This window comes from Pseudomonas sp. B21-009 (assembly GCF_024749345.1).
Taxonomy (GTDB): domain Bacteria; phylum Pseudomonadota; class Gammaproteobacteria; order Pseudomonadales; family Pseudomonadaceae; genus Aquipseudomonas.
On sequence record NZ_CP087199.1, the window covers coordinates 1,610,294 to 1,629,094 of the forward strand.

Below are 18,801 nucleotides of genomic sequence, written 5' to 3' on the forward strand. Positions count from 1 at the left end.
CCAGATCACAACAGGCCCTGAGAGGCCGGGCAGGGTGCCAGCGAGCGGTTTTTCGCTGACGTTGTCGTTGCAGGCCGTCCAATTGACGGTTTCTATAGCATAAACACACTGCACCCGAGCCTAAGGCCCGATATAATGCGGCCCTTTGCCGTCGTTTCGTCAATTTGACGCAAGCATTTGCCTTAAGGCCGCCGTTTCCGTGGAAGAACCTATGAAAAGCGCAGAAATCCGTGAAGCCTTCCTTCGCTTCTTCGAAGAGCAGGGACACACCCGAGTTGCCTCCAGCTCCTTGATTCCGGGCAACGACCCGACCCTGCTGTTCACCAACGCGGGGATGAACCAGTTCAAGGACTGCTTCCTTGGCCAGGAAAAGCGCGCCTATACCCGCGCGACCAGCAGCCAGAAATGCGTGCGCGCCGGTGGCAAGAACAGCGACCTGGAAAACGTCGGCTACACCGCCCGTCACCACACCTTCTTCGAAATGCTGGGCAACTTCAGCTTCGGTGATTACTTCAAGAAGGACGCGATCACCTACGCCTGGACCTTCCTGACCAAGGTGCTGAACCTGCCGGAAGAGAAACTCTGGGTCACCGTCTATGCCAGCGACGACGAGGCATACGACATCTGGACCCAAGAGATCGGCGTACCGGCCGAGCGCATGGTGCGCATTGGCGACAACAAGGGCGCGCCCTACGCCTCCGACAACTTCTGGACCATGGGCGATACCGGCCCGTGCGGCCCTTGCACCGAGATCTTCTATGATCACGGCGCCGACATCTGGGGCGGCCCGCCCGGCTCGCCGGAAGAAGATGGCGACCGTTACATCGAGATCTGGAACAACGTTTTCATGCAGTTCAACCGCACTGCCGATGGCGTGCTGCACCCGCTGCCTGCACCGTCGGTGGATACCGGCATGGGCCTGGAACGCATCAGTGCGGTCATGCAGCATGTGCACTCGAACTACGAGATCGATCTGTTCCGCAACCTGCTCAGCGCTTCGGCCGCGGCCATCGGCTGCGCCAATGCCGAGCAGTCGTCGCTCAAGGTGGTCTCCGACCACATCCGTTCTTGCAGCTTCCTGATTGCCGACGGCGTGCTGCCGTCCAACGAAGGCCGCGGCTACGTCCTGCGCCGCATCATCCGTCGCGCCTGCCGCCACGGTAACAAGCTGGGCGCCACCGGCAGCTTCTTCTACAAGATCGTCGCCGCCCTGGTCGCCGAGATGGGCGAAGCCTTCCCCGAGCTCAAGCAGCAGCAGGCCAACATCGAGCGCGTGCTCAAGGCTGAAGAAGAGCAGTTCGCCAAGACCCTGGAGCAGGGCCTGAAGATCCTCGAGCAGGACCTGGCCGAGCTCAAGGGCACCGTGGTGCCGGGTGACGTGGTGTTCAAACTGTACGACACCTATGGCTTCCCGATGGACCTGACCGCCGACATCGCCCGCGAACGCGAGCTGACCATCGACGAAGCAGGCTTCGAGCGCGAGATGGAAGCCCAGCGTGAGCGTGCCCGCTCCGCCAGCGCCTTCGGCCTGGACTACAACACCCTGGTCAAGGTTGACGTGGCCACCGAGTTCACCGGCTACAACGCCACCGAAGGCAGCGCCAGCATCGTTGCTCTTTATAAGGACGGCAAGGTTGTCGAGCAGCTGGGCGAAGGCGAGGAGGGCGTGGTCATCCTCGACCGCACGCCGTTCTACGCCGAGTCCGGTGGCCAGGTGGGCGACACCGGCTACCTGCAGGCCGACAACGTGCGCTTTGACGTGCGCGACACCACCAAGACCGGCGGCGCCTTCCTGCACCACGGTGTGGTGGCCAGCGGCACCCTGACTGTCGGCACCCAGGTGCAGACCCGGGTCGATGCCGACGTCCAGCACGCCACCTCGCTGAACCACTCTGCCACCCACCTGCTGCACGCTGCGCTGCGCCAGGTGCTGGGCGATCACGTACAACAGAAGGGCTCGCTGGTCGATAGCCAGCGCCTGCGCTTCGACTTCAGTCACTTCGAGGCGGTCAAGCCGGAGCAGCTCAAGGCCCTGGAAGACATCGTCAACCGCGAAGTGCGCAAGAACTCCGAGGTGAAAACCGAAGAGACCGATATCGAAACCGCCAAGCAGAAGGGCGCCATGGCGCTGTTCGGCGAGAAGTACGGCGACAGCGTGCGGGTGCTGAGCATGGGCGGCGATTTCTCCGTCGAGCTGTGCGGCGGTATCCACGCCAAGCGTACCGGTGATATCGGCCTGCTCAAGATCATCAGCGAAGGTGGCGTGGCCTCCGGCGTACGCCGGATCGAAGCGGTCACCGGCGCTGCCGCACTGGCTTACCTGAACGCTGCCGAAGAGCAGCTCAAGGAAGCCGCGCAACTGGTCAAGGGTAGCCGCGAAAACCTGATCGACAAGCTCTCGGCAGTGCTGGAGCGCAACCGCCAGCTGGAAAAACAGCTGGAGCAACTGCAGGCCAAGGCCGCCAGCGCTGCTGGCGACGACCTGTCCAGTGCAGCCGTCGAGGTCAAGGGCGTGAAAGTCCTGGCCGCGCGTCTGGATGGCCAGGATGGCAAGGCGCTGCTGGCGCTGGTCGATCAACTGAAGAACAAACTCGGCCGCGCAGTGATCCTGCTCGGCAGTGTCCATGAGGAAAAGGTCGTACTGGTTGCCGGTGTGACCAAAGACCTGACTGGCCAACTCAAAGCCGGTGATTTGATGAAGCAAGCCGCTGCCGCGGTGGGTGGCAAGGGCGGTGGTCGTCCGGACATGGCGCAAGGTGGTGGCGTAGACACCGCCGCGCTGGACAGCGCGCTGGCCCTGACCGTGCCATTCGTGGAGCAGGGCGTTTAAGGCGTACATCGGCCCGCCGTCCAGTGGCGGGCCATGGCGTCGTTTGAATGTTTATTGGGTGCCCTTCATGGGCTGAGGCGGCTTTGAAATGGCGTTGATCGTACAGAAATTTGGCGGTACCTCGGTCGGCACAGTCGAGCGAATCGAGCAGGTTGCCGACAAGGTCAAGAAGTTCCGCGAAGCCGGCGATGACCTGGTGGTAGTACTGTCGGCGATGAGCGGCGAAACCAATCGCCTGATCGACCTGGCCAAGAAGATCAGCGATCAGCCGGTTCCGCGTGAACTGGATGTGATCGTCTCCACTGGCGAGCAGGTGACTATCGCCTTGCTGGCCATGGCCCTGATCAAACGTGGTATTCCGGCGGTGTCCTACACCGGTAACCAGGTGCGGATCCTCACCGACAGCGCGCACAACAAGGCGCGCATCCTGCAGATTGACGACCAGAAGATTCGTGGCGACCTCAAGGCCGGCCGCGTGGTGGTGGTTGCAGGTTTCCAGGGGGTCGACGAGCACGGCAACATCACCACCCTCGGTCGCGGTGGCTCCGACACCACCGGCGTGGCCCTGGCGGCAGCGCTCAAGGCGGACGAGTGCCAGATCTACACCGATGTCGATGGTGTCTACACCACCGACCCGCGCGTGGTGGCCCAGGCCCAGCGCCTGGACAAGATCACCTTCGAAGAGATGCTGGAAATGGCCAGCCTCGGTTCCAAGGTGCTGCAGATCCGCGCCGTCGAGTTCGCCGGCAAGTACAACGTCCCGCTGCGCGTGCTGCACAGCTTCCAGGAGGGTCCGGGTACCCTCATTACCATTGATGAAGAGGAATCCATGGAACAGCCGATCATTTCCGGCATCGCCTTCAATCGCGATGAAGCCAAGCTGACCATCCGTGGCGTACCGGATACCCCGGGCGTTGCTTTCAAGATCCTCGGCCCTATCAGTGCCGCGAACATCGAAGTCGACATGATCGTGCAGAACGTTTCGCACGATAACACCACCGACTTCACCTTCACCGTGCATCGCAACGACTACGACAAGGCCCACAAGGTCCTGGACAAGACCGCCGCCGAGCTCAACGCTCGCGAAGTGGTAGGTGACACCAACATCGCCAAGGTCTCGATCGTCGGCGTCGGCATGCGTTCCCACGCCGGTGTTGCCAGCCGCATGTTCGAAGCGCTGGCCAAGGAGAGCATCAACATCCAGATGATCTCCACCTCCGAGATCAAGGTCTCGGTGGTAATAGAAGAGAAGTACCTGGAGCTGGCAGTGCGCGCCCTGCACACCGCCTTCGAGCTGGACGCCCCTGCCCGACAGGGCGAGTAAGGCGGCTGCCTCTGGGGGCGCGGCCATGCCGCGCCCTTCGTGTTTCTGGCTGGCGTGAGAAATCTGTGCTTTTGCTCGCGCTAGTCAATACTTAGGCGTAGGTCAGCAGCCGTCACGGGTTGTAGGCTGAAGCCCTTTTTTTTGCAGACTGTTATCCCTGAACTGAATTGCGTGAGGAGAAAGCTATGTTGATTCTGACTCGTCGGTGCGCCGAGAGCCTGATCATTGGCGACGGCGAAATCACCGTGACCGTGCTCGGCGTCAAAGGAAACCAAGTGCGGATAGGGGTCAACGCCCCTAAAGAAGTGGCCGTCCACCGTGAGGAAATCTACCTGCGGATCAAGAAAGAGAAGGACGAAGAACCAACCCATTAATTTTTATCGAGTTTTTTTCAAAAAAGAGTTTGCAAACGGGGAAGGGTCTGGTTATTATACGCCCCGTGTTGCGGAGAGGTGGCCGAGTGGCCGAAGGCGCTCCCCTGCTAAGGGAGTATACCTCACAAGGGTATCGGGGGTTCGAATCCCCCCTTCTCCGCCATTATTCATGTAGGACGCTGTAATCTGCCTGAATCGCCTAAGTCGTTGAAATTAAACGAAAAAGTGGTTGGCAAAATGATTTAGCGGCCTATAATGCGCGGTAACAAATGCACTCATAGCTCAGCTGGATAGAGTACTCGGCTACGAACCGAGCGGTCGGAGGTTCGAATCCTCCTGAGTGCACCATACGACGAAGCGGTTTTCAACTTGAATGCTGCTTCAGCTGCAACCAGAGGTGATCTGGTCCATCAAGCGCCAACCCTGCACTCATAGCTCAGCTGGATAGAGTACTCGGCTACGAACCGAGCGGTCGGAGGTTCGAATCCTCCTGAGTGCACCATACATCGAAGCAGTTTTCAGTTTGAAAGTTGCTTTAGCTGTAACCAGAGGTGATCTGGTCCATCAAGCGCCAACCTGCACTCATAGCTCAGCTGGATAGAGTACTCGGCTACGAACCGAGCGGTCGGAGGTTCGAATCCTCCTGAGTGCACCATACAACAGAAAGCCCGCCTATCAAGGCGGGCTTTTTGCTTTCCGGCATTCATCTTCCGGTAAGGCGCGATGAATAGACTGTCATCGTGGCCGTGCCAGCCCCGCGCTGTTTTTTGCCTATCCCGATGTGTTTTTTTTCGCGCTACCGCCGTCGCACTGTTGCCTGCATACGTTGTCACAAGTATGTCTCGCAAACGATTGTTCTAGCCGCGATTTTTTCAGCACCCTGACAGCTCAAGCGGTGTATGATTGCGCCCGTCAGCCCCGCCGGGGCTTGTGGAATACCACCATGGACTTACCCAGTAGTTACTCAATAGCAAGTTTTGCCAATCAAGAATTGACTGATTGATCTCCCGGCGTGCTCCGCTGCTGGGAGTGGAGTTCGCCTATGACTGAAGTAGAAGTAAAAAAGACGCAAGAAAGCCTGCAGGATCGCCTGGCCCAGGTGGTCGAACTGCTGCAGCGTCAACGCGTGGTCGAAGACCTGACCCACCGTCAGGAAGGTCATCACCATGACCTGGTAGAAAACCTCGTTCACCGCCAGAACCTGGTCGAGTTGCAACGCAAGCTCGACGACCTGCACTCCGCCGACGTTGCCTACATTCTCGAAGCCTTGCCGCTGGACGATCGTCTGACCGTCTGGCAACTGGTCAAGGCCGAGCGCGACGGTGACATCCTCCTCGAAGTGTCCGACTCGGTCCGCGAGACCCTGATCGCCGACATGGACGATCACGAGCTGCTCGCCGCTGCCAAGGAAATGGACGCCGACGAACTGGCTGACCTGGCGCCCGAGCTGCCCCGTGACGTTGTCCACGAGCTGATGGAAAGCCTCGATGCCCAGCAGCGCGAACGCGTGCGTTCGGCCCTGAGCTACGACGAGGACCAGGTCGGTGCATTGATGGACTTCGAGATGGTCACCATCCGCGAAGACGTCAGCCTCGAAGTGGTATTGCGCTACCTGCGCCGGCTCAAGGAGCTGCCAGGCCACACCGATAAACTGTTCGTGGTCGATTACGACGGCATCCTCAAGGGCGTGCTGCCGATCAAGCGCTTGCTGGTCAACGACCCGGAGAAGAAAGTCGCCGAGGTCATGGCCAGCGATCCGGTGAGCTTCCATCCGGATGAAGACGCCTACGATGCCGCTCAGGCGTTCGAGCGTTACGACTTGATTTCCGCGCCGGTGGTGGACAAGAGCGATCGCCTGATCGGCCGTCTGACCATCGATGAAATGGTCGACCTGATTCGTGAAGAAAGCGAAAGCGAAGTGCTGAGCATGGCCGGTCTGCGCGAAGAAGAAGACATCTTCGCCTCGGTCTGGCGCTCGCTGCGCAACCGCTGGGCGTGGCTGGCAATTAACCTGATCACTGCCTTCGTCGCCTCGCGGGTGATCGGCCTGTTCGAAGGCTCGATCGAAAAACTGGTGGCACTGGCGGCGCTGATGCCGATCGTTGCCGGTATCGGCGGCAACTCAGGCAACCAGACCATCACCATGATCGTGCGCGCCATGGCCCTCGACCAGGTCAGCCCCGGCAACACCTCGCGGTTGATGCGCAAGGAGCTAGCGGTGTCGCTGATCAACGGCCTGATCTGGGGCGGAGTGATTGGTGTGGTCGCCTACCTGCTGTATGACAGCTGGTCGCTCGGCGTGGTCATGACCGGTGCCATGACCCTCAACTTGTTGCTGGCGGCGCTGATGGGGGTGTTGATCCCGATGACCCTGGTGCGCCTGGGCCGCGATCCGGCGATGGGCTCCAGCGTGATGATCACGGCGGTGACCGACAGTGGTGGCTTCTTCATCTTCCTGGGCCTTGCCACCATCTTCCTGCTCTGATTGAGCATCCGACAAAAAACACCCCTCGCGAGGGGTGTTTTTTTGCCTGGCGTTTATTGCTCGGTGAGGTGCTCGATAAAGGTCGAGCCGCTGTAGCACTCGCGGAACAACCCGGCCTGCACCAGGCGTGGCATCACCTGTTCAAGGAACAGGTGCACCGATTCCAGCGAGCCACCGGGCGCCGCGATGAAGCCATCGATGGCACCGGATGCAGCCCATTCGACAATACTCTCGACGGCATCGTCCACCGTACCGATCACCTGCCAGTGTGCAGCCGAGATCACCTCTGGGCGCAACAGTAACTCACTGACCCGCAGCGATTCACGTTCGATCAGGCGTCGCAGCAGGTTGGTGTGGGTACGGCTGCCAGGATTGCTCACGGGCGCAGGCAGGTCAGCGGCGGTGATCGGGCGGTCTTCTGGCCATTGGTTGAGGTCGAGCCCGGCCATCTCCTTGATCGAGGCAAACTTGCGCGGCTTGTCGATGCGCGCGTGGGTGCACATGAACAGCTCGCGGGCCTGTTCGCGGGTCTCGGCCAGGTACAGGCTCAGGCCGGGCAGCAGGCGAATGTCGGCCGGATCGCGGCCGTGTTTTTCAGCGCGGCGGGACAGGTCGTGACGCAGCTCGAGCGCAGCGTCGATATCCGGCGTGGGGGCGAATACCAGGTCGGCCACCGACGCGGCAAAGTCACGGCCCGAATCGGATGCGCCGGCTTGCACCAGCGGGATTCGGGTGTTGGCGTACACCGGCAGGTTGAGTGGGCCCTTGACCTTCAGGTGAGCGCCGTCGTGGTCGATCGGGCGAACCTGTGAGGCGTCGGCGTAACGGCCCGTGCTGCGATCCAGTTTCAGGGCGTCGCTGGGGAAGCTGTCCCACAGCTGATGAACCACCCGGGTGAACTCCGCAGCCCGCTGGTAACGCTCATCGGCACTGGGCATTGCCGTCAGGCCGAAATTCTCGTGGCCTTGCAGCGCGGTGACGATGTTCCAGCCGACCCGGCCCTTGCTGATCCAGTTCAAAGACTGCAACTGGCGGGCGACTACATAGGGCGGCAGGAAGGTGGTCGATACGGTCGAAACCAGGCCGATCTTCGAGGTGTGCTGGGCAACTGCGGCGAGCAGGATGCTCGGGTCGAGGCTGGCGAAGCCCGAGCCGCTTTCGAGCATCTCCGGCACCAAAGCATGAACATCGGGGCGAAAGACAAAGTCCAGGTGCGTAGCTTCTGCGCGCTTGGCCAGATCAATCGCAAACTCGGCGGTGAAAATACCTTCTATGTTGCTGTTCTCGCGCCGCCAGCCATCGCCGCTCAACCAGGTCGGTGCCAGTGACAGGCCAATGTGCAGGCGCTTGGGGGTACTCATCCTTGCAATTCTCCTTGTGGTCTTTTGATGGACTCAGAACGCGCCCTTGACGCCGACGCCGACCATGCGCGGCAGGGTCATGCTCGCCTCGGTGCCGCCGATGCCGCGGTTCTGCTGCATATAGGTGGGCGAGCGGTCGTCGAACACGTTCTTCACGTAGCCGTACAGCTGCACCTGCTTGTTGAACTGGTAACTCATCCGCGCATCGGTGAGGGTGTAGGGCTTCACCGAGTAGGACGAGGTGTTGGCGGTGTCGGAGTAATAGCCATCCAGGTGACGGACCTGGACGTTGAGGTTGAGTTTGTCGGTGATGTCCCAGCTCGGGCCAAAGCTCAGGGTGTAACCGGGGGAGCGGGCAAACTCGTTGGCCTGGTAGTCGGCGTTGCTGGAGATCTTGTCGATGCGTGTACGCAAGGCGCCGGCACTGGCCTTGAGGGTCAGGTTGTCGAGCACACGGTAGTCGGCGCTCAGCTCCAGGCCATAGGCGTGGGCCTTTTCGGCGTTGATGGTGTAGGACTGGGCGACACCCGGGGAAATCACCACCGGGATGTTGTACTGAGCGTCCTTGAAGTCCATGTAGAACAGGTTGCTGCTGAGGATCAGGCGGTCGTCGAGCAGGTTGGCGCGGCTGAACAGCTCATAGTTCCAGATCGACTCTTCCTTGAAGTACGCCCATTGCCGGGTGGTCAGGTTGAGCGACACGCCACCGGGATTGTAACCGCGGCTGACCAGGGCGCCGACGGTCCAGTCCGGCGTCGCTGCGTAAGCCAGCGAGACCTTGGGCAGCAGGGCGGAGAAGGTTTTCTCGTAGTCCAGTGCCGTCGGTGCCAGCACCGAATTGCCCTGGCGCTCGATGTGATCCTGCTGAAAGCGCAGGCCGGTGCTCAAGGTCCAGCGCTCACTCAGGCGGTAGCTGAGTTCGCCGAAGATGCCGAGGTTCTCCTTGGTGTCATCGAAGGCCGAGAGCCCGCGCAGGTTCAGGGTTTCGTCGGTCTTGGTGTGGGCGTAGTAGATGCCACCCATGCCGCTTAGGGTATCCAGGGCGTCGCCGAAGGTGATGCGCGATTCGTTGGAGGCGTTTTTCTGCTTGATATCGGCGTCGCCTTCGCCGGCGATGCCGGTGAACCGCTGCACGTTGGACAGCGAGTATTGCGCCTGGTTGAACAGTTTGATGCCGTTGTCGAAGTCGTAGCTGACATCCACCACGCTGGTGTTGGTGTCCTGCTCCCAACTGGGCATGGTGGTGGTGTCGTGGTCGAGCTTGTGCAAGGGCGCCGAGGCGGCCTCCTGGCTTGGACGGTTGCTGTCGTTGTGCGCGAAGGTGTACTTGGCCTCAAGGCCCGGCAGCGACTCGGGCACCCACAGCAGCTTGGCCCGGGCGGTGACGGCGCGGAAGTTCTGGTCGGCCTTGCCGCGCTGGAACTTCGGGTTGTCGTAATCGATGAAAGTGTCGCGCGCCGAGTAGTCCACCGCCAGGCGGCCGGCCAGTTCGTTGCCCATCAACGGGCCGGAAACAGCCAGCGAGCTGCGCTTGGCGTCATAACTGCCGACCTCGGTCTGGTAGGCAGCTTCGGGAGTGAAGGTCGGATCCTTGGTGTTGACGATGATCGCACCGGCAATCGCGTTGGCCCCTTGCGAGGTGGTCTGCGGGCCGCGGAATACTTCGATGCTGTCGATATCCCAGACCGAGGTGGCGCCGAAGAACATCTCGTTGTAATTCAGGTAATGGCCGTCAAGGTTGATTGTCGCCCGTGGCACGGTGCCGCCCCAGAACACATTCTGGCCGTTGTTCGGGCCCTGGGTGTCCTGGCCGCGGATGATCGGCGCGCCGACCGAGTCGGTGTAGATCACGTTGGGCACATCATTGAGTACTTCGGCCACCGAGGCGCTGCCGGTCTTTTCCTTGTCGATCTCCTTGGCGGTCTTGATCGACACGGAGGAGGCGGTGTCCTTGAGTTCGCGTTCGAGCTTTTCACCGGTGACGATGATCGGCTCGAAAACAATGCCTGGCTTGCCGCCATTAACCTCGGGTTGCCCGAATGCGTAGGGCGAAGCCAGCAATGTCGAGAGTGTGAACACACTAAAGCCTTGGCGCAGTGTGCGATGTGGATGTGCCTTCAAGATGCCCCCAAATGAGAATGATCCTCTTTCCTGTTCGAGGGTAGCACGGTGCTATTGCGTTCCTCAATAAAGAATTCATTCCACAAAATGGCAATAGGTGCGGGTTCAGGGAATCGGTATCATGGCCGCCAACAAGCGCGACCGTGCGCGCCGGCGAGGAGAGCGAAGAATTGAGCAACGAGATGACCGCCCTGGACGAAGAGGCGCAAGCAGCCCCGGAAAAGCGCTCCGGCACTATTCAGTCGGTGTCGATTGCGGTGCGTTTTCTCCAGGTACTGGCCAATGCCGAGAGTGAGTTGGCGCTGGGGGAGGTTGCCAGGCGCACCGCGACCGGTGGCTCGACCGCCCATCGATACCTGCAGAGCCTGGTCAAGGAAGGCCTGGCCAAGCAGGACCCGGCCAGCGGCCTCTACGACCTGGGGCCGGCAGCGCTGAACATCGGCATCAGCGCCTTGAAGCGCGTCGATGCGGTGGATATTGCCGCCCAGCACATGAAGACCCTGGCCCAACAGCATGCCGCCAGCGGCGGGGTGGCGATCTGGACCGACCGCGGCCCGACCCTGGTGCGCTGGTACCGCAGCGCCTACTTCTCGATCAACCCGCTGGCCCTGGGCGACATCCTGCCGATCGACAACACCGCGTGCGGCCTGGTGTTCCAGGCCTTCCTGCCCAAAGCTGTGATCGATGCCGCGCGCAAGCAGCAGCCCGCGCATTTTCGTGGCACGCCGCCTAACAAGGCGCTGCTCGATCAGGTGCGTAATGGCCGCTGGGCCGAGCTGACCAGCCATCTGCTCTCGAACGTCACCGGCCAGGCGGCGCCGGTGTTCGATGCGCAGCAGGAAATCGCCTGCGTAATGACCACGGTCACTGACCTTGGCCAGCTCAAGTCAGCAGAGGATCGCGACGCCCTGCACCGCGAAGCCGGCCTGGTCAACCAGGCCACCGGCGGGCGGATTTTCGATCAGCGCGGTTGAGCCTGGCGGCCCTTGGGCACCACCAGCGGCGTGCCGCTGACGGGGTCAGCAATGATCACCGCCGGCAGGCCGAATACCTCTTGCACCAGCGCCTCGGTGAAAATCGCCCCGGGCGCGCCCTCGGCCAGCACCGCGCCATCGCGCATGGCGATCAGGTGCGTGGCATAGCGGCAGGCCTGGTTAAGATCGTGCAGCACCGCCACGATGGTTCGGCCCTGGCGATTGAGATCGCTGAGCAGTTCGAGCAATTCGATCTGGTGGGCGATGTCGAGAAAGGTGGTCGGTTCATCGAGCAGCAGGATCGGTGTTTCCTGCGCCAGCACCATGGCAATCCAGACCCGCTGGCGCTGGCCACCGGACAGCTCGTCCAGCGCCCGCTCGGCCAGCGCGCTGACCTGGGTGGCGGCCATGGCGGCGTTGACCGCCTGCTCATCGGCTGGCGACCATTGGCGCAAGAACGACTGATGGGGGAAGCGCCCGCGAGCCACCAGGTCGGCGACCGTGATGCCTTCCGGGGCCGTGGCGCTTTGCGGCAGCAGGCCGAGGCGCCGGGCAACCTCTTTGGCCGCAAGCGCGGTGATGCTTTTGCCGTCGAGCACCACACGACCATGGGCTGGGGCCAGCAGCCGCGACAAGGCTCGAAGCAGAGTGGATTTTCCGCAGGCATTGGGCCCGACGATCACCGTGAAAGAGCCGTCGGGAATGGCGATGGAGAGGTCGCTGGAGATGGTGCGCTGATCGTAACGCAGCGTCACGGCGTCAGCATGCAGGCGATGCGTCATGGGTAGCCTTTCCTTGCTGGCAGCTCGGCGGCGAGTATTGCATGTGCAGAATTAATTCTGCAATATGGAATGCGATTGCATCGCATCCACGTTTAGACGAGCTTGTGCCTGTTCTCGAACCCTTCCTGCCGCCCTTGTAGCAAAAGACCGATTGCCGATGAAAAAGCTCACCTTCGCGCCAATGCTTGCTGTTGCGGCGCTGATCCTGCTTGCCTGCAGCGCCGTTGGGCCGAGCCCGGCAAGTGCCGCCAGCGAGCCCGCCAAACCGCTGCGCATTGCTTCGACTTCGCCGAGTGTCACCGGCATCTTGCTGGCCATGGAGGCGCCACTGGTTGCCAGCGCGGCCACCACGCCGAGCCGGATGACCGACAGCAAGGGCTTTTTCAGCCAGTGGGCGGCGGTTGCGGATCAGCGCAAAGTCGAGGTGTTGTACCCCAACCTGGTGTTCGATATCGAGTCGGTGATCGGCGTCAATCCCGACCTGCTGGTACTGGTTGCCACTGGCGCCGATAGCGTCGTCCAGCACCAGGCCGAGCTTGAGGCCCAGGGTATCGCCACCGTCGTGGTCAATTATTCGAACCAGAGCTGGCAACAGATCGCTACCCGCCTTGGTCAGGCGGCGGGGCTGCAGGCGCAGGCAGCGGCGGCGATCAAGGATTTTGACGACTACACCGCACGCGCCGCTGCCACGATCAAAGCGCCGGTGGGCGGGGTGAGTATCGTCGGCTACAACATTGGTGGCAGTTATTCTGTTGGCCGTGCTTCCAGCCCGCAGGCCCGCTTGTTCACCGCGCTGGGGATCAAGGTCGCGAGCCTGCCGCCGGCCATGAGCGGTGAGGTCACTCGCGCCGTCGACTTCGAGTTTATCTCCCGCGAAAACCTTTCGGCTGCGATCACCGGTGAAAGCGTGTTCCTGCTGGGTGGCACCGATGCCGATGTACAGGCGTTTGTTGCCGACCCGCTGCTGGCCAACCTGCCGGCGGTGGTGCAGAAAAAGGTCTACGCGCTGGGCCCGACTTCGTTTCGTATCGATTACTACTCTGGCCGGCAGATGATCGATACCGTCGCCCGGCACCTGCGCTGAGTCATGGCGACTGCCGTGTTGCCCGCCATGGTTTTCAATCGCCAACGGCGCATGCGCTCATCGGGGCTGCTGTGCGGCCTGGGCGTGCTTGCGCTGGTCGCCGCCTGTAGTTTGCTGATCGGTTCGCGCAGCATCGCTCTTGGCGAAATCGCCGATGCCTTCTGGGCGTATGACCCACAGAACAATCAGCATCTGGTGATTCGCGAACTGCGTGTTCCGCGCACTCTGGTGGCGATTCTCGCAGGCCTGGCCCTGGGCGTGGCCGGGGCGCTGATGCAGGCGCTGACGCGTAACCCGCTGGCCGAACCCGGGCTGCTGGGCATCAACGCCGGCGCGGCGCTGGCAGTGATCATCGCTGTCACCCTGTTCAAGCTGGTGAGCATTGTCGAGTATGTCGGCTTTGCCTTTGCCGGCGCCGGGCTGGCCGGGGTTGCCGTGTTCGTCCTGGGCCAGGCCCACGAAACCGGGACCAATCCGGTGCGCCTGGTGCTGGCTGGGGCAGGCTTGTCGGTGATGCTGGTGTCGATCACTGGCATCATCCTGCTCAATGCTCCCCTTGAGGTATTCGACAGTTTTCGCAAATGGTCGGCAGGCTCGGTCGAAGGCAGCGGCTTGCAGACCCTTGGCGTGCTGGCGGTGGTCGTTGCAGTCGGGCTGGCGCTGGCCATCGCCATGGTCGGCAACCTCAATGCCATGGCCCTGGGCGCGGATCTTGGCCGGGCGCTGGGCGTCAATCTTCGCGCCACTTGGCTGCTCGCGTGCCTGGCGGTGATGTTGCTGGCCGGGGCAGCAACAGCGGCGGCCGGGCCGATTGGTTTCGTCGGCCTGCTCGCGCCGCACCTGGCCCGGCGGCTGGTGGGGCCTGATTACCGCTGGATCCTGCCGTATGCCGGGTTGTTGGCGGCGATCCTGCTGCTGGGCGCCGATGTGATCGGTAGGGTCGTGGCGGCGCCAGCGGAAGTCGCGGCCGGGATCATTGCCCTGTTGATCGGCGGGCCGTTCTTCATCGTCATCGTGCGCAGGTTCCGGATGAGTCGGTCATGACGGGTGCGGTGCTGCGCCTGGGCAATTACTCGTTGCGTTGGCGGCCTCGGGTTGCGGTGGTGTGTGCGCTGTTGGCGCTACTGGCAGCAGGGCTGGCGATCATGTTGCTGGGCGTAGGTTCGTTGTCGCTGACACCAGGTCAGGTGTTTGACAGCCTGTTCGCAGGTGGTGGCAACCCGACCGCCGAGCGGATCGTTCAACGGGTTCGCTTGCCGCGGGTACTGACGGCGCTGCTGGTCGGCGGCGCGCTGGGCATGGCCGGTTCAATTTTCCAGTCGATCTCGCGCAACGCCCTCGGCTCACCGGATATCATCGGCTTTACCACCGGCGCTGCCAGCGGTGCCATCGTGCAGATCATCCTGTTTGATGCCGGCCCCCTGGGTACCTCGCTGGCGGCGGTGCTGGCGGGGGTGGGCACGGCCTTGCTGGTGTTCGTGCTGTCGATGCGCGGGCGCAGCACTGGTGGCTATCGCCTGGTGCTGGTGGGGATTGGCGTGGGGGCGATGCTCTCGGGGCTCAACACCGTACTGCTGGTGATGGGCGACCTTGACCGGGCGATGTCGGCGCAAATCTGGCTGGCCGGCTCGCTCAACACCCGGACCTGGTCTCACGTGCTGCCAGCAGCACTGGGTTTCATCGCCATCGTGCCCGTGGTGATTGGCCATGCGCGACACATCGACCTGTTGGAAATGGGCGATGACAGCGCCAGTCAGCTCGGCATTGCCCCGCAGCGTACGCGGCTGATCATGGTATTGGCGGCTGTGGGCTTGACCGCGATTGCCACGGCGGCAGCGGGCCCCATCGCCTTTGTCGCCCTGGCTGCCCCGCAACTGGCCAGGCGTCTGACCGCTGCACCAGAAGTGCCGCTGTTGTCTGGCGCGTTGATGGGCGCGGTGTTGTTGCTGGTGGCCGACCTGATCAGTCAGCGCCTGGCCTTCAATCTCAACCTGCCCATTGGCCTGACCACGGGTTTGCTCGGTGGTTTCTATCTGCTGTGGTTGTTGTCGCGCAGCAGGCGGGATTGAGCTAGGCAATAAAAAAGGCCAATGCACGGGCATTGGCCTTGAGTGATTGAGCCACGCAATCAGGAAGCGTCAGCTGCCATCTCGGCGTCATGGGCAATCAACGACACCAGCGCGTTTTGCTGGCGATGGGAAAGCTGGCGGAAACGTTGCAGCAGTTCGCGTTCGTGCAGGGACAGTTCCGGGCTGTCCAGACGCATGCTCAGTTCTTCACCCAGCGCACCTTCCTGAATAAGGCTCTGCTCCAGGCGAGCGATGATTTCCGAGTTCATGCTGCGGTGATGGTTGCGCGCTACCTCGGCAATGCGCTCACGCATTCCGTCGGGGAGGCGGACGACGAATTTGTCAGCGGTGCGGCTTGAGTAAATAGCCTGTTTCATTGGGCGCATATAATTGACCGGTTTAGTTCAGGGGAAGCGGTTCTCGAAATTGGCCGCACGATGTCACTACGACCATCCCGGCGTCAAAATGTTCAACCTGAATTGTGAATGAGGCGTGAATCATGCCTCATTATCGCCGGTTCCTTGGCGTCAATTCTGTGACAAATATTGAACCGGATAAAGGCGTTTTGCCAGTACCAATTATCAGAAATGAGTACTGGTTTGAAAAGTTTTCATTTTCTCTTTTTCCGCGCCTGCAGACCTTCGTCGACAACGCCATGCATCAGGCAGAAAAGGCCATGGAAAGCGTCTAGAATGCGCGTGCTTTCCTACCATTGAGCATAGTGGCTATGCAGCATGACGCAAGCGCGACGCGGCGTACAGCGAACCCGGGTCGCCTGGTGTACCTGATGGGACCCTCGGGGGCCGGAAAAGATTCCCTTATCGATGCAGCACGCGCTCAATTGCAGCGCCTGAACGTGCACATCGCCCGGCGGGTGATCACCCGCTCGGCCGAGGCCAAGGGTGAAGACGCCGTCGGTGTTTCCCTCGAAGAGTTCCAGCGCCTGAGCGCCGAGGGCGCCTTTGCCCTGCAGTGGCAGGCCAATGGCCTGGCCTATGGCATACCGGTGCAAATCGATGCCTGGCTGGCTGCAGGGCACGCGGTTTTGGTCAATGGCTCGCGCGCGCATCTGCAGCAGGCGCGTGAACGCTATCCCGACCTGTTGCCGGTGCTGCTGCGGGTCGACCATCACGTACTGCGCCAGCGCCTGCTGGATCGCGGCCGGGAAACTGCGCAAGACATCGAACAGCGCCTGGCGCGGGCGCAGCAGGTGAGGGTAGAAGAAGGCGAGGTGCAAGTGCTGGACAACTCCAGCTCGCTGGACGAGGCGGTGCAGCGCTTGCTTGGGCTGTTGCGCGAACAGGGTGTGCCTGGCCTGGGTTGAAGCCTAGAACGCCAGCCGTTCGCTGCTTGCAAGCGGTGCGCTTTGCATTTGCGCAGCCTGTGCGCCGAACACGGCCAGTTGCGCTTTCATCGCCGGTGCCGCATGGGCTTGTGCCGCAGTGGCGATGCTGTCGGGTTGCACGACCAGGCCAACCAGGGCGGCCAGGGCCAGGGCATTGAGCAGAAGCAGGGTGCTGTTCATGGACATACTCCGCAAAGGCGGGGCGGGGCCCCGAGCCACGTGTCATGAACTAGACAATGCACACTGCATGCCAGCCTCTTTATCGTGATTTACCCTTTAAAATCAGAGGCTTAAGCTGGTTTTTTGTGCGCTTTTGCGTGCAATCTGCAATGATGGCTGACTGCCTCATTGCAGATTGCACGATCCGTCGAAAAACCCACAGGCAAAAAGCCCCACGGATGACATGACAAATGCCGGCCTGCTGGTTAACATGCACGCCGTCCTTGCCGCGCGACGCCCGTTGCCGGTTCTGTGTCTCAGTAGCTCAATTGGATAGAGCATCCCCCTCCTAAGGGGAAGGTTGGCAGTTCGAACCTGCCCTGGGACACCATATTTTACTGGGCATATCCTTCTTCGCCTGGGTTGACGCCCCTAGCAGTACCAGCAAAGTACCAGCACCTGAAACGCCGAATTTCTGTTAACTGCGGCGGGAGTAATAGGCTTTTTCTCAAGGAGCTTCAAATGGATTGGGCGTTTTGGCAGCCTCAGATCGTAGGGTTTGGGGGGCTTCTGGGCACTTTGGTAACTGCGGTTGCAACCTTTTTCTTGTGGCGAGTTACGCGAACGCTTGCGCGTGAAACTACCAGGATGGCAGAGGCGTCTAATCAGCCTCATGTTGTCGCAACGCTTAACTCGAACCGGTGGTCGACACGTCATTTTGACCTCAGTGTGGATAACACTGGTAACGCCCCTGCATACGATATAAAGGTATCCTTTTCGCCTCCCTTGCCAAATGGAGAGGCGAGAGATGCCGACAGAACGATCCCGTTCCAAAATGTGAGCGTGTTGAAGCCAGGGCAAGGCTTAAGCAGCTATGTCGCTGACTACAAATCATTGGAGAACAAGTCCTTCTTTGTTGAGATCTCTTGGCTGAAAAGCTCTGCTGCGCCAGAGCGCCAAACTAATAGCTATACGCTGAATTTTGCGGATTTTGAAGGCATTGTCCGTATAGGCGAAGACCCTGTCGTAAAAATGTCGCGCCATCTAGAAAAGCTGGAAAAAGATCTTGCTCTGCTTGCTGAAGGGCGGCGTCATCTCCAAATCGATGTGCATAGCACTACAGCCAGTCAAGATGAGCATTGACCTGCTAACAATCATTAGTTTGGAGTGGAGAGGGTGTCCTCAAATCTGAGGACACTCCAAACGGGTCATCAAGTCCGAGTCGGGCGATTTGGTCTGTCTCACGCCTTCCCGGTCTTGCACATCAGCTCGATCCGCCGGCGGCGAGCATCCGGCAGCACGGCGGTGATCTCGTACACTTTCGCCCCTTCCCATATGCGCCAGCTCGACACCAGGTCGTCTCGGTACCGGATGCGAATGCGGAAGACGGTCTGTGACTGGGGCGCCTGAGTGGCCATGAACTCGCTGCCGCTGATGCTCTCGATATCGGCCCACTCCCGGCTCACTGGCTCCCAAGTGCGGATGAAAGCCCCTGAAAATGAAAAGACTAATCATCGCTGCGCTCGGGATTCTATCGTTGATTCAGGCATCCGCGTCCTTGGCGGATAATGCCAATGGCAAACAGCTCTTTTTGCAACGATGCGCCATGTGCCATGGGGCAGACATCAAGGGGACCGGACCCTTGGCGAATAAAAGCAACCCGCCCACCCCTGATCTGACCACCTCGGCCTTCAAGAAACGCTTGAAAGACTACCCGGGCGTTATCGTCTCATCGGTAATACTTCGCCCCAACGGCGACTTGATCCCCAGGACGTTACGAGAAAATGGTGTGAAGGTGGCGCCGTACGCTTGGCGAGTTCAGGATTTTCGCGATTTGAATCAATACATGAGTGCGGTGATTGGCAACACTCGATGATGCCTGGTGTCAGGCCG

General features: G+C 61.0%; 18 protein-coding genes and 5 tRNA genes. 17 read left to right on the forward strand and 6 right to left on the reverse strand.

The window, feature by feature from the left end:
- The first annotated feature begins 211 nt into the window (after nucleotides 1-211).
- The 8 genes from alaS to mgtE all read left to right on the forward strand — a co-directional run bounded on the left by alaS (nucleotide 212) and on the right by mgtE (nucleotide 7,013).
- On the forward strand, nucleotides 212-2,830 hold the full coding sequence (gene alaS, locus LOY34_RS07430; protein ID WP_195883351.1) for an alanine--tRNA ligase: 2,619 nt from the start codon (nucleotides 212-214) through the stop codon (nucleotides 2,828-2,830).
- Between the two features lie 88 nt (nucleotides 2,831-2,918).
- On the forward strand, nucleotides 2,919-4,154 hold the full coding sequence (locus LOY34_RS07435) for an aspartate kinase (protein WP_010226665.1): 1,236 nt from the start codon (nucleotides 2,919-2,921) through the stop codon (nucleotides 4,152-4,154).
- Between the two features lie 185 nt (nucleotides 4,155-4,339).
- A complete protein-coding gene (csrA, locus tag LOY34_RS07440; RefSeq protein WP_010226667.1) occupies nucleotides 4,340-4,528 on the forward strand; it encodes a carbon storage regulator CsrA in 189 nt (62 codons plus the stop codon).
- 72 nt (nucleotides 4,529-4,600) lie between these two features.
- A tRNA-Ser gene (locus LOY34_RS07445) sits at nucleotides 4,601-4,691 on the forward strand.
- Nucleotides 4,692-4,799: 108 nt separating this feature from the next.
- Nucleotides 4,800-4,876: transfer RNA gene (locus LOY34_RS07450), tRNA-Arg, on the forward strand.
- A 77-nt stretch (nucleotides 4,877-4,953) separates the two neighbouring features.
- Nucleotides 4,954-5,030: transfer RNA gene (locus tag LOY34_RS07455), tRNA-Arg, on the forward strand.
- Nucleotides 5,031-5,106: 76 nt separating this feature from the next.
- Nucleotides 5,107-5,183 (forward strand) — tRNA-Arg (locus LOY34_RS07460).
- 387 nt (nucleotides 5,184-5,570) lie between these two features.
- Nucleotides 5,571-7,013: a magnesium transporter gene (mgtE, locus tag LOY34_RS07465; RefSeq protein WP_045200179.1), complete on the forward strand. Its 1,443-nt coding sequence runs from the start codon at nucleotides 5,571-5,573 to the stop codon at nucleotides 7,011-7,013.
- 53 nt (nucleotides 7,014-7,066) lie between these two features.
- On the opposite strand, the gene LOY34_RS07470 is transcribed toward mgtE, so the two are convergent.
- Together LOY34_RS07470 and LOY34_RS07475 are read right to left on the reverse strand one after the other, a co-directional pair.
- Complete coding sequence (locus tag LOY34_RS07470; protein ID WP_258664499.1) at nucleotides 7,067-8,374, reverse strand: NtaA/DmoA family FMN-dependent monooxygenase; 1,308 nt, start codon at nucleotides 8,372-8,374, stop codon at nucleotides 7,067-7,069.
- Nucleotides 8,375-8,407: 33 nt separating this feature from the next.
- Nucleotides 8,408-10,495 (reverse strand): TonB-dependent receptor, encoded by a 2,088-nt coding sequence (locus LOY34_RS07475; RefSeq protein ID WP_195883353.1) that lies wholly within the window; start codon nucleotides 10,493-10,495, stop codon nucleotides 8,408-8,410.
- A gap of 182 nt (nucleotides 10,496-10,677) precedes the next feature.
- Here LOY34_RS07475 and LOY34_RS07480 point away from each other — a divergent pair, with 182 nt between their 5' ends.
- Complete coding sequence (locus tag LOY34_RS07480) at nucleotides 10,678-11,469, forward strand: IclR family transcriptional regulator (RefSeq protein WP_093387648.1); 792 nt, start codon at nucleotides 10,678-10,680, stop codon at nucleotides 11,467-11,469.
- Here the strand turns inward: LOY34_RS07480 and LOY34_RS07485 are convergent.
- Nucleotides 11,457-12,251: an ABC transporter ATP-binding protein gene (locus tag LOY34_RS07485; protein WP_045200183.1), complete on the reverse strand. Its 795-nt coding sequence runs from the start codon at nucleotides 12,249-12,251 to the stop codon at nucleotides 11,457-11,459. The two genes, LOY34_RS07480 and LOY34_RS07485, sit on opposite strands and share 13 nt — an antisense overlap.
- Before the next feature lie 157 nt (nucleotides 12,252-12,408).
- Between LOY34_RS07485 and fepB the strand changes: the two genes are divergently transcribed.
- The 3 genes from fepB to LOY34_RS07500 are packed head-to-tail and all read left to right on the forward strand — an operon-like array spanning nucleotide 12,409 to nucleotide 15,404.
- On the forward strand, nucleotides 12,409-13,335 hold the full coding sequence (gene fepB, locus LOY34_RS07490) for a Fe2+-enterobactin ABC transporter substrate-binding protein (RefSeq protein WP_045200185.1): 927 nt from the start codon (nucleotides 12,409-12,411) through the stop codon (nucleotides 13,333-13,335).
- Between the two features lie 3 nt (nucleotides 13,336-13,338).
- On the forward strand, nucleotides 13,339-14,379 hold the full coding sequence (locus LOY34_RS07495; RefSeq protein WP_045200187.1) for an iron ABC transporter permease: 1,041 nt from the start codon (nucleotides 13,339-13,341) through the stop codon (nucleotides 14,377-14,379).
- The gene (locus LOY34_RS07500; protein WP_195883354.1) at nucleotides 14,376-15,404 is read left to right on the forward strand and encodes an iron chelate uptake ABC transporter family permease subunit; all 1,029 of its coding nucleotides are present in this window, start codon (nucleotides 14,376-14,378) and stop codon (nucleotides 15,402-15,404) included. Before LOY34_RS07495 ends, LOY34_RS07500 begins: the two co-directional genes overlap by 4 nt.
- A 59-nt stretch (nucleotides 15,405-15,463) precedes the next feature.
- Here the strand turns inward: LOY34_RS07500 and LOY34_RS07505 are convergent, their stop codons facing one another.
- Entirely contained in the window at nucleotides 15,464-15,790 is a 327-nt protein-coding gene (locus tag LOY34_RS07505; RefSeq protein WP_010226671.1) for an Arc family DNA-binding protein, read from the reverse strand.
- Nucleotides 15,791-15,903: 113 nt separating this feature from the next.
- Between LOY34_RS07505 and LOY34_RS07510 the strand changes: the two genes are divergently transcribed.
- Both LOY34_RS07510 and phnN read left to right on the forward strand, forming a co-directional pair.
- The gene (locus LOY34_RS07510; RefSeq protein WP_082075482.1) at nucleotides 15,904-16,095 is read left to right on the forward strand and encodes a hypothetical protein; all 192 of its coding nucleotides are present in this window, start codon (nucleotides 15,904-15,906) and stop codon (nucleotides 16,093-16,095) included.
- A gap of 36 nt (nucleotides 16,096-16,131) precedes the next feature.
- Nucleotides 16,132-16,728 carry a phosphonate metabolism protein/1,5-bisphosphokinase (PRPP-forming) PhnN gene (phnN, locus tag LOY34_RS07515; protein WP_258664503.1) on the forward strand — a complete coding sequence of 199 codons (597 nt, stop codon included), beginning with the start codon at nucleotides 16,132-16,134 and terminating at the stop codon, nucleotides 16,726-16,728.
- Between the two features lie 3 nt (nucleotides 16,729-16,731).
- Here phnN and LOY34_RS07520 read toward each other — a convergent pair whose 3' ends face one another.
- Nucleotides 16,732-16,929, reverse strand: coding sequence for a hypothetical protein (locus tag LOY34_RS07520; RefSeq protein ID WP_195883356.1), 198 nt, complete (start codon nucleotides 16,927-16,929; stop codon nucleotides 16,732-16,734).
- 293 nt (nucleotides 16,930-17,222) lie between these two features.
- Here LOY34_RS07520 and LOY34_RS07525 point away from each other — a divergent pair.
- A tRNA-Arg gene (locus tag LOY34_RS07525) sits at nucleotides 17,223-17,299 on the forward strand.
- 131 nt (nucleotides 17,300-17,430) lie between these two features.
- Nucleotides 17,431-18,051: a hypothetical protein gene (locus tag LOY34_RS07530; protein ID WP_195883357.1), complete on the forward strand. Its 621-nt coding sequence runs from the start codon at nucleotides 17,431-17,433 to the stop codon at nucleotides 18,049-18,051.
- A gap of 98 nt (nucleotides 18,052-18,149) precedes the next feature.
- On the opposite strand, the gene LOY34_RS07535 is transcribed toward LOY34_RS07530, so the two are convergent.
- Nucleotides 18,150-18,374 carry a phage head closure protein gene (locus tag LOY34_RS07535; RefSeq protein WP_195883358.1) on the reverse strand — a complete coding sequence of 75 codons (225 nt, stop codon included), beginning with the start codon at nucleotides 18,372-18,374 and terminating at the stop codon, nucleotides 18,150-18,152.
- A 32-nt stretch (nucleotides 18,375-18,406) separates the two neighbouring features.
- Between LOY34_RS07535 and LOY34_RS07540 the strand changes: the two genes are divergently transcribed.
- A complete protein-coding gene (locus tag LOY34_RS07540) occupies nucleotides 18,407-18,784 on the forward strand; it encodes a cytochrome c (protein ID WP_195883359.1) in 378 nt (125 codons plus the stop codon).
- The last annotated feature ends 17 nt before the right edge of the window (nucleotides 18,785-18,801 follow it).

Bases quoted from the DNA above. Each gene is read 5' to 3' on its own strand.
- alaS (WP_195883351.1), top strand. From the start codon at position 212: ATGAAAAGCGCAGAAATCCGTGAAGCCTTCCTTCGCTTCTTCGAAGAG.
- LOY34_RS07435 (WP_010226665.1), top strand. From the start codon at position 2,919: ATGGCGTTGATCGTACAGAAATTTGGCGGTACCTCGGTCGGCACAGTC.
- csrA (WP_010226667.1), top strand. From the start codon at position 4,340: ATGTTGATTCTGACTCGTCGGTGCGCCGAGAGCCTGATCATTGGCGAC.
- mgtE (WP_045200179.1), top strand. From the start codon at position 5,571: ATGACTGAAGTAGAAGTAAAAAAGACGCAAGAAAGCCTGCAGGATCGC.
- LOY34_RS07470 (WP_258664499.1), bottom strand. From the start codon at position 8,374: ATGAGTACCCCCAAGCGCCTGCACATTGGCCTGTCACTGGCACCGACC.
- LOY34_RS07480 (WP_093387648.1), top strand. From the start codon at position 10,678: ATGACCGCCCTGGACGAAGAGGCGCAAGCAGCCCCGGAAAAGCGCTCC.
- LOY34_RS07485 (WP_045200183.1), bottom strand. From the start codon at position 12,251: ATGACGCATCGCCTGCATGCTGACGCCGTGACGCTGCGTTACGATCAG.
- fepB (WP_045200185.1), top strand. From the start codon at position 12,409: ATGAAAAAGCTCACCTTCGCGCCAATGCTTGCTGTTGCGGCGCTGATC.
- LOY34_RS07495 (WP_045200187.1), top strand. From the start codon at position 13,339: ATGGCGACTGCCGTGTTGCCCGCCATGGTTTTCAATCGCCAACGGCGC.
- LOY34_RS07500 (WP_195883354.1), top strand. From the start codon at position 14,376: ATGACGGGTGCGGTGCTGCGCCTGGGCAATTACTCGTTGCGTTGGCGG.
- LOY34_RS07505 (WP_010226671.1), bottom strand. From the start codon at position 15,790: ATGCGCCCAATGAAACAGGCTATTTACTCAAGCCGCACCGCTGACAAA.
- LOY34_RS07510 (WP_082075482.1), top strand. From the start codon at position 15,904: ATGCCTCATTATCGCCGGTTCCTTGGCGTCAATTCTGTGACAAATATT.
- phnN (WP_258664503.1), top strand. From the start codon at position 16,132: ATGCAGCATGACGCAAGCGCGACGCGGCGTACAGCGAACCCGGGTCGC.
- LOY34_RS07520 (WP_195883356.1), bottom strand. From the start codon at position 16,929: ATGAACAGCACCCTGCTTCTGCTCAATGCCCTGGCCCTGGCCGCCCTG.
- LOY34_RS07530 (WP_195883357.1), top strand. From the start codon at position 17,431: ATGGATTGGGCGTTTTGGCAGCCTCAGATCGTAGGGTTTGGGGGGCTT.
- LOY34_RS07540 (WP_195883359.1), top strand. From the start codon at position 18,407: ATGAAAAGACTAATCATCGCTGCGCTCGGGATTCTATCGTTGATTCAG.